Genomic DNA, 15489 nt, shown 5'->3' with positions numbered 1-15489 from the left:
TGCTTCGGCTAAGGTAGAGAATGAATCAAGTACAGAACTATGCGCTCGACTCTAAGCGCATTCTTACCGGCTTTGTTATTGCTTCCGTGATGTTACTGATTGCCGGTAGCATTGGCTGGATGAGCCTTAACCAGCGCTTTAATACAGTCGATCAGTACGCGAGTAATGCCCAGCTATTATCGACCTTAGACAGCGTTAAGATGCTCGAGCAAAGTTATATTCGTCTGCCTCAGGATGAGGTCTCTGATGACATTTATCGCCAGATAGATAAAGCTCAGACGTTATCAGACGTTGTCATCGCCAATGGTATTGATGCACAGATTACCGACTTGCTTGCGGATTATCGTCAGGACTTTACCCAGTACATAGCGCTCAGTCAGAGTGAAACCACGACTCGTGAAGAAATGACCATCATTGCCGAGGAGGCTTCCGATACCATTGATGTCATTCAGCAGTTGCATGAAGACTTCGTTGAAAACGGTATCATGAGTATTGAGGAGCTTAGAGAGCAAGTAGATGAAGATTCTGATAACGCGATTCGTGCCCACTGGCTTGTTGGACTAATAGCAAACTCACAAAACCACCAGAAATCATACGTGCTTAGTAAAGACCAACAGGAGCTTAACCAAGCACAGTTTGAACTGAAGAAAATCGACCAACTCATCACCTTACTCGATGGCAAGCTGACCGAACAAACCAGTGTGAATAAACTGATTCTGGTCAACAATGCTAAAAATCGTTATCTCACCTCACTCGTCCAGCTAAGAAGCTGGTCTAATATTGGTGAAAAGCTCCAGCAAAGCATTCTCAATCAAGTAAATCGTTCTGGGGACGAGTTGGCACGCTCAGCCACCGACTTACGTAATCATCTTCAGGATATTCTCCGAGCATCGCAGCAAGCCGTTTCCAGTACTCAAATCGCTATTAGTGAGCGTCTGGCTGTCAGCTCTAATCTACTTGTTCTTCAATCTTCAATCAGTGAAGCACAACAACTCGATCGCGACTATTCACTGTCACTTTCACCAACGCGCCAGCAGGCGATTGCTGACCAAGTAAATGATTATCTGGAATACTCATTGCGCCTTCTCGATAGCCTGTCAGCTCAAGTACCGACCGATGAAGAAAAGATCAATGTCGACAAAATACAAACACTGACTAACAGCTACTACACGCTGTTCAATCAATTAACTTCAGCACGCAGTATTACCTCACAGCAGATCGCCCAGTTGGAAACAACATACGAGCAGCTACAGTCGTTCATTCAGCCCGTTTACCAAGAACAGCTCAATACGGTAGAAAATTCCGGTGCGATTGCCAGCTATCTGGCGATTGGTGGCGGTATCTTTGTGGTGACTTTACTGCTGCTGGGTTTACTCGCAAATAAATCTCACGCAGCACTAGAGCGTTTTGCAGATAAGCTGGCATTAGCAAGAGATGACGCCGATGCAGCAAACAAAGCAAAGTCAGACTTCTTGGCTAACATGAGCCACGAGATCCGCACACCAATGAATGCCATTATCGGCATGAGCTATCTTGCACTCAAAACGGACCTTTCCAAGGCTCAACGTAATTACATTCAGAAAGTGAAGCTTTCCGCCGATTCCCTGCTCGGTTTGATCAACGATATCTTAGACTTCTCAAAGATCGAAGCGGGCAAACTGGATATCGAAAACGTCGACTTCCACCTAGAGAATGTTCTCGACAATATTTCCAATCTCGTTGGTTTACGCGCATCTGAACGCGGGCTGGAATTATTGATCCATATTGATCGCGACGTACCAACTGCGCTAGTTGGCGATCCTCTGCGTCTGGGGCAGATCCTAATTAACCTAGCCAACAACGCGGTGAAATTTACTGAACAAGGTGAGATCAAAGTTAGCATTGCTCTGGAAAAGAAAGACGGTAACGATATCACCCTCAAATTCTCGGTGACTGATAGCGGTATTGGCATGACACCAGAGCAGTGCAATAAGCTATTCAACAAGTTTACTCAGGCCGATAGTTCAACCACACGCAAATATGGCGGTACCGGACTTGGGTTGGCGATCAGCAAAGAGCTTTGTCAGTTGATGGGCGGTGACATTGGTGTCACAAGCGAACAAGGTAAAGGATCAACGTTCAGCTTCACCGTTCAATTAGGCGTAAGCCACGCGTTAAAGCAAGAGCAATTGTTGGTCCCGAAAGAACTCGGTCAGCTGAAAATTCTGGTGGTCGATGATAATGCCAGCGCAAGGCTTATTGTGGAAGATATTCTCGAATCCCTACAGTTTGAAACCACCAGCGTTACCAATGTTGATAGTGCGCTTGATGAGTTAGAAGAAGCCATCACCAACAAACAACCTTATGATTTGGTGATTTCTGACTGGCAGATGCCGGTCAAAGACGGCATCGATTTAGCTGAAATCATGTGGGACAGACTGGCAGAGCGTGAGCAACCAAAACTCTTAATGCTGACGGCTTATGGCCGTGAAGAGCTGACCGATGCCTTTATCAATCGCCAGTTAACGCCACCATCAATCCTCGATAAGCCAGTCACCTCTTCACATCTGTTCGATGCCATAGTGACACTTTATGGCGTTGAAGGCAGTCGTGTAAGCCGGAGCGATGTCGAAGAGCAGACACAACTTGCCAATGCCCAACAACTGGCTGGTGCTCAGTTATTGCTGGTCGAAGACAATGAGATTAACCAAGAGCTGGCCACTGAGCTACTTGAAGGCCAACAAGTACACGTCACAATCGCTGAAAATGGTCAGGTAGCGATTGATCTTTATAAGAGCCATGACTTCGATGGCATTTTAATGGACTGTCAGATGCCAGTCATGGATGGCTATGAAGCCACGGAATTTATACGTCAAAAACTGGATGATAAACAAATTCCAATCATCGCTATGACGGCTAACGTCATGGAGCGCGATAAAGAAAAAGCAAAGAATGCGGGTATGAATGACATCATCGCTAAACCGATTGATGTCGGTGCGATGTTCAGTACTTTGGCGAAATGGATTACACCTAAACATCCACAACAACTGGTGGCAGGAGCGGAACACTCTACTGGGCAAGTCCCCAATATTACCGGTCTTGATATTACTTCAGGCCTAACCCGTGCGAGTGGTAATGCCGATTTGTACACCAAACTCATTCTGCGCTTTGCCAGCACTTATGCCGATACCAACGCTGTAGAAGCCGCTGTCACCGACGAAGACAGTGCAACACGCAAACGCAATATTCACTCTCTCAAAGGGGTCGCAGGCAATATAGGAGCGACTTCGCTGCACGAGCTTTGCCAAGAGCTGGAGCACGACAGCACAAATCAAGACTTACGCCAAAGAATGCTTAAATCACTCACCGCACTGGTCGAGAATATCCACGCCAGCGAACTCCACAGTGAAAAGCCTGCAGTATCTTCTGCAAATGGTATTTTCAATCAGGATTTGTTTGATCAGCTCAAACAAGCCGTAGATGAAAACGACACTCAGGCACTGTCTATTATGGAAGATATTACATCAAGCTCTTCGGTTGGGTTGTCTGAATCTGACTTCGCCCAGCTAAATAATGCGTTGGAAGAGTTTGATTTTGACTTAGGGCAGGAGATTTTATCCAACAGAGCGCACAAAGTGAGTAATACCAATGCGCCGTAGCAGTATCGTTTTATTAACAGATAAGGTAACTTATAACACTCAAGGCAGATCCAGTTACCGTAACCACGATTCGATAGGTTAACTCACTGACTGTATTATCAGAAAATGCCTCTTGATAAACGAAATCCATCAAGAAATGGTATATTATTACTAAAGTCCAATGGTTATGGTGAAAAATTTGGACCACAAGCTAATAAAGCAGATTGAAGAAATGTGTGCAGCGCGGGGAGTAAGACTAACTCCTCAAAGAAAGAGGGTTTTTGAGCTAATTTGTTCCAGCCCTAAAGCATCAAGTGCATACGAATTACTGGAAGAGCTAAAGAAAAGTGAACCGCAAGCGAAGCCACCAACAGTGTATCGCGCACTCGACTTTCTCTTAGAGCAAGGGTTTATCCATCGTGTTGAATCCACCAACAGTTTTATTCAATGCAGCTCTTGCAATGCTCATAAGCACTACTCACATTTACTGATTTGCGACAAGTGCAGCAATGTTATTGAACTTCAAGATGATAGTTTGGTAGCCTTACTGAAGAATAACGCTGAAAAACATGGCTTTACGATCACAAACCACGTGATTGAATCTCATGGAGTTTGTCAGTCATGTTCAAATGAACAGACGGAATAAGAATAGAAGAAGATTATGCGCGCTGAATTTGTAAACCCGTTTTTAGCTTCTCTGATGAACGTTCTAAAAACGATGGCTTCTCTGGAATTGAAGCCACAGAAACCTCGAGTGAAAAAAGATGAGATTGCTCGCGGTGATGTTTCAGGTTTAATTGGGATGGTAGGTCAGCAGACACGCGGTTCTATGTCTATCACATTTGATGAAAATCTGGCTCTGGAAATCATGCAGAACATGTTAGGTGAACGCCCTAACGGTCTAAATGACGAAATTACCGACATGGTGGGTGAAATCACTAACATGGTCGCTGGTGGCGCAAAACGTATCCTTTCTGAAAGCGGCTTCGATTTCGATATGGCAACGCCAATCGTAGTATCAGGTAAGGGCCACACTATCCGCCACAAATGTGAAGGCGCGATCATCATCATGCCATTCACATCTCAGTGGGGTAACGCGTTTATCGAAATTTGTTTCGAATAACTCGCTCCTTACAGACAAAGAAAAAGCTTCCCTTGGGAAGCTTTTTTGCTTTATGCGATGATGTTTCTTTGCTTGAGCGCGGTTAAGCAATCTTCCACCAGCGCATCAATGGATTTCTCACCCGCAAGTAAGTCAATCTCAGGGGCTAGTGGCGCTTCGTACTCAGAATCAATCCCAGTGAAATTAGCGATCTCTCCCGCTCGAGCTTTTTTGTATAGCCCTTTAGGATCACGCTGTTCACACACTTCCAATGATGTATTGACGAAGACTTCGAGGAACTCTCCGTCTGGCAGTAAATCTCTTACCAGTTGACGCTCTGCACGATGCGGTGAAATAAAAGCCGACAAAACAATTAAGCCCGCATCAGCCATCAGTTTGGCTAGCTCACCAATACGTCGGATGTTCTCACGGCGATCTTGCTCGGAGAAGCCTAGATCGCTACACAAACCATGACGCACATTGTCACCATCGAGTAGATAAGTGTGATAACCCTGCTCTGCCAGTTTGTTTTCCAAAGCTCCTGCAACCGTTGATTTCCCTGCGCCAGATAAACCTGTAAACCAAAGCACAACCGGTTTTTGTTGCTTTAGTTCGGCTCTGAAAGCCTTATCAATATTATGCTGATGCCAAACAATGTTTTCATCTTTGGCCGGCGTTTCCGTGGTCATAATTCTGTCCTTAAAACGGGAAAAATTGAGGAATCAAAGCCAATACCAGCACCGAGTAAACGATGGAGACTGGAATACCGACTCTGACGTAGTCTGCAAGCTTATAGTTACCTACGCTGTATACGAGCAAGTTGGTCTGGTAACCATAAGGCGAAATAAAGCTGGCACTTGCACCAAACAGTACCGCCATAATAAATGGCATTGGGTCGACGCCATACCCAATAGCCATACTGTAGCCAAGTGGAAACGCGAGCGCAGCAGCTGCATTATTGGTCACCAGCTCGGTCAGTATTAGAGTAAAGAGGTAAGTTGCAACCAAAGCTCCAAATGCCCCCCAACCATTGAATGTTTCCATAAACATCGCGCCCAATGTGGCGGATAAACCAGAGGACATCATCAGCTGGGCGATGGATAAAGCAGAGCCGACGATCACAACGATATCGACAGGAAAACGACGTCTAAGCTCTCCCATCTGGATGACACCAAAAAACAGCGCCGCAAGAAGGAAAACCGACAAACCTTTAATCAGTGGGAAGACGTTCAGCAATGCAGCAGCAATTACGCCTGCAAACCCGATCAGCACTAGACTAGATTTATTCGCATCAAGGCGAGCGCTCGAATCCAAGTCATTCACCAAAACAAACTCTTTGCGGTGTGCCTTGCGCTCCTGCTCAAAACGTTTGCCTGGTACCAAGACTAAGGTATCACCGGCATTGAGTTCTATATTACCCAATCCACCCTGCAACCTTTCGTGGCCACGACGAATCGCGACCACAACTGCATCAAAGCGATCACGAAAATGGCTGGATTTGAGGGTCTTGTTACAAAAGCTAGCTGAAGAGCTCACCACCACTTCAACAAAGCTCTGGCCGTTAAGGTGGTGCTGACCAAACAGCGTCAGGCCTTGAATTTCCTGAAGTGTGGCAACGCTTTCAATATCACCACAGAACAATAAGCGGTCTTTGGCCTGCAAAACAAAATCCGGTTCCACCGATGCCATGGTTTTACCACCACGTATCACTTCCGCTAGGAACAGTTTTCTCAACGCACGTAGGTTGTTTTCACTGATACTCCGCCCCACCAAAGGTGAGCCTGGCTCCACAATCGCTTCAAGAAAATAAGGCAACTCTTCCTGATTTTGATCTTCATAGTTCGGAAGTAAATAGCTCAGAGGGATCAAGATCAACAGACCTGCTACCAGCACAGACAATCCGATCATAGTTGGAGTAAAAAAGCCAAGACTCGGGAGTCCTGCATCTTCTACAAAGCTGTTAATGATCAAGTTGGTTGACGTACCGATCAAGGTCAATGTGCCGCCAAGAATTGCCGCATAAGAGAGTGGGATAAGTAGCTTAGAAGGAGCATGGGACTGGTTACGCTTGATAGCGCCGATCAAAGAGACAACCACAGCGGTATTGTTGGTGAACGACGATAGGAATGCTGTCGACAAACCAAGCTTCGCAACAACTGTACCAAGCTTGCCCGTCGATAAAGAACGACTGACCCAGCTGATCAGTCTGGTTTTCTCCAACGCGCTGGAGGCAAGAATCAGCAACACCAGCGTTAACAGAGAGGAATTAGTAAAGTTAGTGGCAACATCGCCAAGTTCAATCATGCCAGCGAGAAACGCTATGAACGCCGCCCCTGCAAATATAAAACTTGGCTTAATTCGTGTTGTGATCAGGCACGTAACGATACCCAACAACACTGCCAACACGAACCCTTGCTGCCACATCATACTCTACCTGCTCCGCTCGGTTAGATTTTCGCATCCCACTCAGGGAAGTGTTTAAGAATCAGAGCTTTTAGCTCAGTTTCAAAAGCACCCATGCGCTCCTGAGGAGAACGCTGACGCTCAGCCAGAGCATCACGCACCAAACCTGCACCTACGGTCACGTTAGTCAGGCGATCGATGATGATGAAACCACCGGTATCCTGGACGGCATCGTAGTTGTCGATGGCGACCGACTCATTCAGTGTCCACTCACACAAACCAATACCATTCAGTGGTAGCTCTTCTGCCTTGTGCATAGACAGGTTGTTGATGTCGTACTGGTGACGAATGGCTTCAACGCGACCTACAGTCTTCTTGCCCGCAATCTTCACATCGTAATCACGGCCAGCCTGCAATGGCTGCTCTGTCATCCACACCACATCAGCAAGCAGTCGGTTACTTGACTCAACTTGAGCATGTTCAAGCACGATCAGGTCACCACGACTGATATCGATCTCATCTTCCAATGTCAGCGTCACCGCTAGGCCTGCTTGAGCTTGTTCTAGGTCGCCATCAAAAGTCACAATACGCGCCACTTTCGAACTCTTACCTGAAGGCAAAGCTTTAATGCGGTCACCCACTTTGACATTGCCTGAGGCAATCGTGCCCGCAAAACCACGGAAGTCGAGGTTTGGACGATTGACATATTGGACAGGGAAACGGAAATCCCCCTCTTCTTTAACCTGGTCAACATCGACGTTTTCTAGAAGATCGAGTAGAGACGGCCCTTCAAACCAACTCAGGTTATCACTCGCTTCCACCACATTGTCACCCTCTAGCGCAGACAGTGGAATGATCTGAATATCGGTTTCACCTTGTAGGTTTTCTGAAAACGACAGGTATTCGTCACGGATCTCTTCAAAGCGTTGTTGTGAATACTCAACCAGATCCATCTTGTTCACTGCCACCACAAAGTGCTTAAGGCCAAGCAAGTTTGAGATGAAAGAGTGACGGCGAGTTTGATCCAATACCCCTTTACGCGCATCAATCAAAATGACCGCAAGATCACAGGTCGAAGCGCCTGTCGCCATGTTACGTGTGTACTGCTCATGCCCCGGCGTGTCGGCAATGATGAACTTACGCTTCTGGGTAGAGAAATAGCGATACGCGACATCAATCGTAATCCCCTGCTCACGTTCAGCCTGCAAACCATCAACCAACAACGCTAGGTCTGGACGTTCGCCGGTGGTGCCGACGCGCTGACTATCCGAATGAACGGCGGCCAACTGATCTTCATAAATTTGCTTTGAGTCGTGGAGTAGACGACCAATCAATGTACTTTTACCATCATCTACTGAACCACATGTGAGGAATCTAAGTAGCGATTTGTGTTGATGCTGAGTCAGGTAACCTTCGATACCAAGTTCAGCTAATTGAGCTTCAACTGCACTGTTCATAATCTTTCCTTAGATCCTTTAGAAATAACCTTGTCGTTTCTTCAATTCCATCGATCCCGACTGATCGTGGTCGATCGCACGGCCTTGTCGTTCGCTCGATGTCGCAACCAGCATTTCTTCAATAATGCCCGTTAGTGTATTGGCGTCTGATTCAATCGCACCGGTCAGCGGGTAGCATCCTAAAGTACGGAAACGGACGTTTTTCTCTTCAATCACTTCACCTGGCTGAAGCTTCATTCGCTCATCGTCCACCATGATGAGCATGCCATCACGCTCAACGACTGGCCGCTTATCAGCTAGGTAAAGTGGAACAATTTCGATGTTCTCTAGATAGATGTATTGCCAGATATCCAGCTCAGTCCAGTTGGATAGTGGGAACACTCGAATGCTTTCACCTTTATTGATCTGGCCGTTGTAAGTACGCCATAACTCAGGACGTTGATTCTTAGGGTCCCATGTATGGTTCTTGTCACGGAAAGAATAGACACGCTCTTTCGCACGAGATTTCTCTTCATCGCGACGCGCACCACCAAACGCTGCATCAAAACCATACTTATTCAGCGCTTGTTTAAGACCTTGAGTTTTCATGATGTCAGTATGCTTGGACGAGCCATGTTCGAATGGGCTGCATCCCATCGCAAGACCTTCTGGGTTCTTATGAACCAAAAGCTCAAAGCCGTATTTTTCTGCGGTTTTGTCGCGGAATTTGATCATCTCCTTAAACTTCCAGTCGGTATCGACGTGAAGTAGAGGAAACGGGATCTTACCCGGGTAAAAAGCCTTACGAGCAAGATGCAGCATGACTGAGGAGTCTTTACCGATGGAGTACATCATCACCGGATTATCAAACTCTGCGGCAACTTCGCGGATAATATGAATACTTTCCGCTTCAAGCTGCTTGAGATGGGTTAAACGTTCTTGGTCCATGTTAGTGCTTCCTTTGCGGCTCACTGGGAGCGTCTGACAAATTCTAAATAAATGGGCATTACGCGAATTGGCGCTGTTGTAATGGTTCTTGCTGTGTTCCAAACCACGTTAATTTTTCTGACAAAGACACCACTTCCCCAATCACAATCAGTGACGGCGACTCGGCATCTTGAGCAAGAGTTGCCAGCTGTGACAGCTGACCTTTAAAAACTTTCTGACAGGATTGTGTTCCGCGCTCGATGATCGCAATCGGAGTGTCTGGTGAGCGGCCATGTTCAATCAACTGACCTTGAATGTACTCAGACTTCATTAGCCCCATATAAATCACCAAAGTCTGATTACCGCGAGCCAGCGTTGACCAGTCCATTTGGTCACTTTCAGCTTTAAGATGACCAGTAATAAACATCGCTGTTTGCGCATAATCGCGGTGCGTCAATGGGATGCCTGCATAGGCGGTAGCACCAGCAGCAGCGGTAATTCCAGGCACAACGTGGAACGAAACGCCCGCATCAGCCAAGACTTCCAGTTCTTCACCACCACGGCCAAAGATAAATGGATCGCCACCTTTGATACGTACAACGCGATGTCCTTGTTGAGCAAAGTCCACCAGTAGCTGATTGGTTTTTTCTTGAGGAACACTATGATGACCAGCACGCTTGCCGACACAGACTAAGATCGTATCGCTCGGTACCAGTGCCATGATTTCATCGGAGACTAAATAGTCGTAGAGAACAACATCCGCCTGCTGTAAAAAGCGCAGTGCTTTGATGGTCAGCAATTCAAGGTCACCCGGACCAGCACCAATAAGAGCCACTTCACCTGAGTTCAAAACACTCTTACCAATACTCTCGGCGGTAGAAGACTGCGCTTGTGCCGCTCGCGGGTTGTGAAGTGGAAATTGAGAAATTGTATCCTTGCTCGCCATCATGTTGTTCCTTTCCTGTCGTTGAAAGCATTATGGCGCTCTATATATATTACCTGAAATTCTAAAATTTCATTTTTTATACCTTTTTCTGATAAGAGTAGAATGCAATGTGGTTAATGGTTGAACACAGATGAGATCTACTGAGCAGAACGGTATAAAGTAATTGTTCTAGGTCACAGTTTGTTACTGAGCGAAATATCTGTTGCACGGCGTTTTGCTACATTATGCAACGTCTCAAAATAACGCTATCGGAGCTTACAAAATGAAAGTCGCAGTGAAACCCCTTTCGCTTGCTGTACTGGGTGGCATGCTAACTATGGCTGGCCCAGCAATGGCAGAAACGATCAAATTACGTATCGTAGAAACCACGGATATTCACACTAACGTCATGGACTACGACTACTACAAAGATAAACCGACTCAAAAAACCGGTCTGACACGCACAGCAACGCTGGTTAAGCAAGCTCAGGCCGAGGTAGAGAACAGCGTACTGGTTGATAATGGTGACCTTATCCAAGGTAGCCCTATGGGTGACTACATGGCCGACAAAGGCATCAAACCAGGTGAAGTACACCCCGTCTACAAAGCAATGAACCAGCTAAACTACGATGTCGGTAACATTGGTAACCACGAGTTTAACTACGGTCTGGAGTTCCTTGCAGAAACCATCAATGACGCAGACTTCCCATACATCAGCGCCAACGTGTTTGATAAGAAAACAGGCAAGCACTACTTCAAGCCATACATCATCAAAACTCACACTTTCAAAGATGTTGAAGGTGTAGAACATGAAATTAAAGTGGGTTACATCGGCTTCGTTCCACCACAAATCATGGTATGGGATAAGAAAAATCTTGAAGGTAAGGTATTTGCGAAGGACATCAAAGAGACAGCAGAAGAGCTTGTCCCGCAGATGAAAAAGGAAGGCGCTGATGTCATCGTTGCCATTCCACACTCTGGCGTAGCATCTGACCCTTACAAAGCAGGCGCAGAAAACTCAACTTACTACTTATCAGAAGTCGAAGGCATTGATGCAATCGCCTTTGGTCACTCACATGCTGTCTTCCCGGGTAAAGGTTTTGACAACATCCAAGGTGTCGATAACCAAAAAGGTACCATTAACGGTGTCGCTTCGGTTATGCCTGGACGCTGGGGCAGCCACGTTGGTGTTATCGACCTAGAATTGAAAGAACAAGATGGCAAGTGGTCAGTTGTGAAAGGTCAGGCAGAAGCCCGTCCTATCTATGACAAAGTGGCTAAGAAATCTCTTGCTAAAGCCGATCCTGACATGGTGAAAGCGTTAGAAGTAGACCATAAAGGTACGCGCGATTTCGTTAACCAGCCAATTGGTAAAGCAAACGACGTGATGTACAGCTTCCTTGCTCTAGTACAGGATGATCCAACCGTACAAATCGTTAACCTTGCACAGAAAGATTACGTGGAACGCTTTATTCAAGGAGACCCTGATCTTTCAGATATTCCAGTCCTTTCTGCAGCCGCTCCTTTCAAAGCTGGTGGTCGTAAGAACGATCCAGCAAACTTTACTGAAGTCGAATCCGGCCAGCTGACCTTCCGTAATGCTGCAGACCTTTACCTTTACCCGAACACGCTTGTCGCAATGAAGGTCAAGGGTAAGGAAGTAAAAGAGTGGCTAGAGTGTACTGCTGGTCAATTCCAACAGATTGATGTTAACAGCACTGCACCACAGCAGCTGATCGACTGGGATGGCTTCCGTACTTATAACTTCGACGTCATTGACGGTGTTGAGTACCAGATTGATGTAACTCAGCCAGCGAAATACGATGGTGACTGTAAGCTAGTCAACGAAGACGCTGAACGTATTGTTGGTTTGACTTACCAAGGTAAGCCAATCGATATGGAACAAGACTTCCTGATCGCGACCAACAACTACCGTGCATACAGCAACAAATTCCCAGGCACTGGTAGTGAGTTTGTGGCGTTTGATTCTCCAGACGAAAACCGCTCTGTTATTGCGTCTTACATCAGCCGAGTAAGTAAAGAAAAAGGCGAAGTAACACCAAGCGCAGACAACAACTGGACATTCGCTCCAATTAAGTCTGACAACAAACTGGACATCCGCTTTGAAACCTCACCAAGTGAGAAAGCTGCAGCCTTCATTGAGAAGAAAGGCCAGTATCCGATGAAACAAGTCGCAACTGACGATGTCGGTTTCGCGGTTTATCAGATCGACCTACAAAAGTAGGCATGTGATATAGTTTTTAAGCCGCGATATTTATCGCGGCTTTTTTTCATCACAAGTTAGCGAATCACACTTGATCGGTTTAGAATTCTAAGCATGTTTTAGTTGATGATAAAAAGTTCATGCAGCCCACCGAACGCTTTATGGAACAGCTCCAAGCCACAGGCTTCAATCACGATGAAATAGCCCAATTGCTTGACTCTGCTCAGCTTATTGAGCTCCCGACCCGACATATATTGCTTCATCAAGGTCAGCTCGCCGACGAGATATTTTTCCTCATCGAAGGGATTTGCCACTCCGCCTACCTCACTGATAAGGGTAAAGAATTCAGCAAGGAATTTTACTGGGAACACGACTGGATCATCGGCTTTGAAAGTTTAATCAAGCAGCAACCGTCACCCTACCTGCTCGAATCTCTGACCTCTTGTGTGCTCTTCTCACTTCCAGTAGAAACACTTCGTCAATGGCGTAGTCAAAAACATAGCGTGTATCTCAAGCTGCTCGAAACTCAGTTGATGTACAAAGAGAACAAAGAACGCTTTATGTTGTTGTACACCCCGGAAGAACGTTATGAGCTGTTCTGCCAGCATTACCCGCACTTACCCGAAAGGCTAACCGACTATCAGATAGCCGCCTATCTAGGGATTACACCGATTAGCCTGAGCCGAATTAAAAAGCGAATGCAAAGTTAACATTTGTTAATGCTGTCAGGGTTCATCACTGTTAACTTAGGTCTTCATAAGAACGAAACCGAGCAACACTATGATCACCTGGCAACTTCTTCCTTTTGACCAATTGTCTACCCCTCAGCTATACCGACTCCTCAAACTGCGTGTTGATGTGTTTGTCGTCGAACAAATCTGCCCCTACCCTGAACTGGATGGCAAGGATAGCTTAGAGAACGTGCATCATTTAATGGGCTACAAAGACGACGAACTGGTTGCTTACGCGCGACTTCTGCCGCAAAACGTCAGCTACCCTTCAGTCAGTATTGGTCGAGTGGCTACCGCGCAAGCCCATCGCGGTGACGGGTTAGGCCATCAATTGCTCGAACAAGCCTTATTAGAGTGCGACAAGCTGTGGCCGGGACAAGATATTGAGATTGGTGCTCAGGAGCATCTAGAAACGTATTACAACCGCCATGGTTTTCAGCGCACCTCAGAGATGTACCTAGAGGACGATATTCCACACATCGACATGAAGTTTAGTCGTTAGCTATGACCGGGCTCTCTCCTCAAGCCATTGCTCTGTGGTTACTCATTGCAGGTAATCTCACGGCATCACTGTCAGATGTGATGGTCAAATTGCTTGATGGCAGCGTGAGCCCGTTTCAGTACATTTTTATCCGTCAGTTAATCTCAGTTGCGGTAATCTACCCACTGTGGAGAAAAGAAACACAATCTACACGTCAACTACGCTCACCTGGCCTTAATGTCTTTCGCGCTCATCTGGTTTTGATTGGCAGTGGTTGCATGGTGGTTGCCATCACTCATATGACTTTGGCCAGTGCGAATGCTGTGTTCTATGCCGCACCTTTGTTAATGCTGCCCATTTCAGTGTTGATGATGGGAGAAAAGCCTTCTCGTTCCAAAGTGCTCGGCACACTATTAGGCTTTGTTGGTGTGCTGATTGTTCTCAGACCTTCACAATTTCATTGGGCTGCCTTTTTTGCACTCGGTACGGCAACCACGCTGGCGTTGTTTAATGTTTCAGCACGTAAACTGCCCGAGCAACAATCCATGATCAGTACCTTGTTTTGGACTTCACTGCTATCACTTCCCGTTGCAGGCACTCTGGCTGTTTGGTCATGGCAACCAATCAACGCCTCCCAATTGGGACTAATCGCTGCCGGAGCACTTTTGATTCTTGTTTATAATGGTTTAGCTGTTCTGGCTTACCGAAAAGCGCCAGCTGGGGAGATAGGCTTAGCAGAGTATTCTGGATTAGTGTTTGTCACTCTGTTTGGAATCTGGTGGTTTAACGAAATTCCGGATTGGATTACTGCCATGGGTATCATGCTGATCATCGCCCCTTTATTACCAATCAGAAGGCGATTTCGACAGCGTATTGTAAACAGTTAACTACTTACTGCGTCCAAATCCACCATCCGATAGACGGAAGAACATAACGGATTTGGCGCTTTTCTCGAGCTGGAGAATATCTAAGCTGCCATCATCCGCGAGTTTGAAACGAACCAACTGGCCAGCCTTAATATAGCTAAGCGGCTTGTCGCTACCTTCAACGCGCACTAACGCATTCAAATCAGCCATTGCTAGATTATTGTTGCGGAAGACTTGCGCCAAGGTGTCACCTCTCTTCACTGTATATTCCTGCCAGACCTCCGACTTTAAACTTTCCTGTTGCTGAGAAGGCTGCTCACTCAATCCAGTAGTATTGATATTAACTTGAACGCGCTGTTTTGCTGTTTGAGGGGACGAAGGCTGTTCGACTGTCGGCTCTGGTGTTGGGATAACCAATAAAAGCAAAACGACTGGCACGAGTACCATCAATGCACGCTGATGCAACTTAGGCAGATGAGCCCAGGCCTGCTTTGCTTGATCGGCGATGCCCTTCCAATCTACCTGCGAAAACTTCTGCTGTACCAGTTCTGCATAATCTACCTGTTTTACTTTTTTCTTTCTGCGATTCATTACGCGAGGTCTCCCAGGGTCCACGACTACAAGTATAAAAACGAAGCGCACTGTAGTATAGGAGTTTTCAATGTGTTAAGTGATGTACAGGTCAAATTTGTCAATCTCCGCTTAAAAGTAAGACGTAAATCTCACATTGCAACACTTGTTGTTGCTTCAAAGCGGGACCATTTCATCCCAGCACTA

13 protein-coding genes are annotated in these 15489 nt (G+C 46.4%); 7 read left to right on the top strand and 6 right to left on the bottom strand.

Going from position 1 to position 15489, the window contains the following annotated elements; translation table 11 throughout:
- Nucleotides 1-20 precede the first annotated feature (20 nt).
- From FIU99_RS01645 to FIU99_RS01635, 3 genes are all read left to right on the top strand, one after another.
- Nucleotides 21-3638, top strand: coding sequence for a response regulator (locus tag FIU99_RS01645; RefSeq protein ID WP_006963188.1), 3618 nt, complete (start codon nucleotides 21-23; stop codon nucleotides 3636-3638).
- 166 nt (nucleotides 3639-3804) lie between these two features.
- Nucleotides 3805-4263, top strand: a complete 459-nt coding sequence (gene zur, locus FIU99_RS01640) for a zinc uptake transcriptional repressor Zur (protein ID WP_029236218.1) — start codon at nucleotides 3805-3807, stop codon at nucleotides 4261-4263.
- Between the two features lie 15 nt (nucleotides 4264-4278).
- Nucleotides 4279-4740 (top strand): chemotaxis protein CheX, encoded by a 462-nt coding sequence (locus tag FIU99_RS01635; RefSeq protein WP_006963190.1) that lies wholly within the window; start codon nucleotides 4279-4281, stop codon nucleotides 4738-4740.
- Between the two features lie 50 nt (nucleotides 4741-4790).
- Here FIU99_RS01635 and cysC read toward each other — a convergent pair whose 3' ends face one another.
- From cysC to cobA, 5 genes are read right to left on the bottom strand one after another with little or no spacing between them, the layout of a single operon-like run.
- Nucleotides 4791-5408 carry an adenylyl-sulfate kinase gene (cysC, locus tag FIU99_RS01630; protein WP_006963191.1) on the bottom strand — a complete coding sequence of 206 codons (618 nt, stop codon included), beginning with the start codon at nucleotides 5406-5408 and terminating at the stop codon, nucleotides 4791-4793.
- A 10-nt stretch (nucleotides 5409-5418) separates the two neighbouring features.
- Nucleotides 5419-7143, bottom strand: a complete 1725-nt coding sequence (locus FIU99_RS01625) for an SLC13 family permease (RefSeq protein WP_039952692.1) — start codon at nucleotides 7141-7143, stop codon at nucleotides 5419-5421.
- A gap of 23 nt (nucleotides 7144-7166) precedes the next feature.
- Entirely contained in the window at nucleotides 7167-8579 is a 1413-nt protein-coding gene (gene cysN, locus FIU99_RS01620) for a sulfate adenylyltransferase subunit CysN (protein WP_006963193.1), read from the bottom strand.
- A gap of 18 nt (nucleotides 8580-8597) precedes the next feature.
- Nucleotides 8598-9530 carry a sulfate adenylyltransferase subunit CysD gene (cysD, locus tag FIU99_RS01615; protein ID WP_227495665.1) on the bottom strand — a complete coding sequence of 311 codons (933 nt, stop codon included), beginning with the start codon at nucleotides 9528-9530 and terminating at the stop codon, nucleotides 8598-8600.
- 34 nt (nucleotides 9531-9564) lie between these two features.
- The gene (gene cobA / locus FIU99_RS01610; RefSeq protein WP_152472388.1) at nucleotides 9565-10431 is read right to left on the bottom strand and encodes a uroporphyrinogen-III C-methyltransferase; all 867 of its coding nucleotides are present in this window, start codon (nucleotides 10429-10431) and stop codon (nucleotides 9565-9567) included.
- Between the two features lie 262 nt (nucleotides 10432-10693).
- Between cobA and cpdB the strand changes: the two genes are divergently transcribed.
- From cpdB to FIU99_RS01590, 4 genes are all read left to right on the top strand, one after another.
- On the top strand, nucleotides 10694-12655 hold the full coding sequence (gene cpdB / locus FIU99_RS01605) for a 2',3'-cyclic-nucleotide 2'-phosphodiesterase (RefSeq protein ID WP_006963196.1): 1962 nt from the start codon (nucleotides 10694-10696) through the stop codon (nucleotides 12653-12655).
- A gap of 140 nt (nucleotides 12656-12795) precedes the next feature.
- A complete protein-coding gene (locus FIU99_RS01600) occupies nucleotides 12796-13344 on the top strand; it encodes a Crp/Fnr family transcriptional regulator (RefSeq protein ID WP_086026975.1) in 549 nt (182 codons plus the stop codon).
- A 70-nt stretch (nucleotides 13345-13414) separates the two neighbouring features.
- Nucleotides 13415-13867: a GNAT family N-acetyltransferase gene (locus FIU99_RS01595; protein WP_006963199.1), complete on the top strand. Its 453-nt coding sequence runs from the start codon at nucleotides 13415-13417 to the stop codon at nucleotides 13865-13867.
- Between the two features lie 2 nt (nucleotides 13868-13869).
- Nucleotides 13870-14733, top strand: a complete 864-nt coding sequence (locus FIU99_RS01590; protein WP_006963200.1) for a DMT family transporter — start codon at nucleotides 13870-13872, stop codon at nucleotides 14731-14733.
- Here FIU99_RS01590 and FIU99_RS01585 read toward each other — a convergent pair whose 3' ends face one another.
- Entirely contained in the window at nucleotides 14734-15303 is a 570-nt protein-coding gene (locus FIU99_RS01585) for a LysM-like peptidoglycan-binding domain-containing protein (protein WP_006963201.1), read from the bottom strand.
- Between the last annotated feature and the right edge of the window lie 186 nt (nucleotides 15304-15489).

The sequence above is a fragment of the Vibrio sp. THAF64 genome (genome assembly GCF_009363455.1).
In the GTDB taxonomy this organism is placed as follows: domain Bacteria; phylum Pseudomonadota; class Gammaproteobacteria; order Enterobacterales; family Vibrionaceae; genus Vibrio; species Vibrio coralliilyticus.
Note: the sequence above shows the minus strand (reverse complement) of the source record. Positions and strands in the feature narration are given on the sequence as shown.

Bases quoted from the DNA above. Each gene is read 5' to 3' on its own strand.
- FIU99_RS01645 (WP_006963188.1), top strand. From the start codon at position 21: ATGAATCAAGTACAGAACTATGCGCTCGACTCTAAGCGCATTCTTACC.
- zur (WP_029236218.1), top strand. From the start codon at position 3,805: ATGGTGAAAAATTTGGACCACAAGCTAATAAAGCAGATTGAAGAAATG.
- FIU99_RS01635 (WP_006963190.1), top strand. From the start codon at position 4,279: ATGCGCGCTGAATTTGTAAACCCGTTTTTAGCTTCTCTGATGAACGTT.
- cysC (WP_006963191.1), bottom strand. From the start codon at position 5,408: ATGACCACGGAAACGCCGGCCAAAGATGAAAACATTGTTTGGCATCAG.
- FIU99_RS01625 (WP_039952692.1), bottom strand. From the start codon at position 7,143: ATGTGGCAGCAAGGGTTCGTGTTGGCAGTGTTGTTGGGTATCGTTACG.
- cysN (WP_006963193.1), bottom strand. From the start codon at position 8,579: ATGAACAGTGCAGTTGAAGCTCAATTAGCTGAACTTGGTATCGAAGGT.
- cobA (WP_152472388.1), bottom strand. From the start codon at position 10,431: ATGGCGAGCAAGGATACAATTTCTCAATTTCCACTTCACAACCCGCGA.
- cpdB (WP_006963196.1), top strand. From the start codon at position 10,694: ATGAAAGTCGCAGTGAAACCCCTTTCGCTTGCTGTACTGGGTGGCATG.
- FIU99_RS01600 (WP_086026975.1), top strand. From the start codon at position 12,796: ATGGAACAGCTCCAAGCCACAGGCTTCAATCACGATGAAATAGCCCAA.
- FIU99_RS01595 (WP_006963199.1), top strand. From the start codon at position 13,415: ATGATCACCTGGCAACTTCTTCCTTTTGACCAATTGTCTACCCCTCAG.
- FIU99_RS01590 (WP_006963200.1), top strand. From the start codon at position 13,870: ATGACCGGGCTCTCTCCTCAAGCCATTGCTCTGTGGTTACTCATTGCA.
- FIU99_RS01585 (WP_006963201.1), bottom strand. From the start codon at position 15,303: ATGAATCGCAGAAAGAAAAAAGTAAAACAGGTAGATTATGCAGAACTG.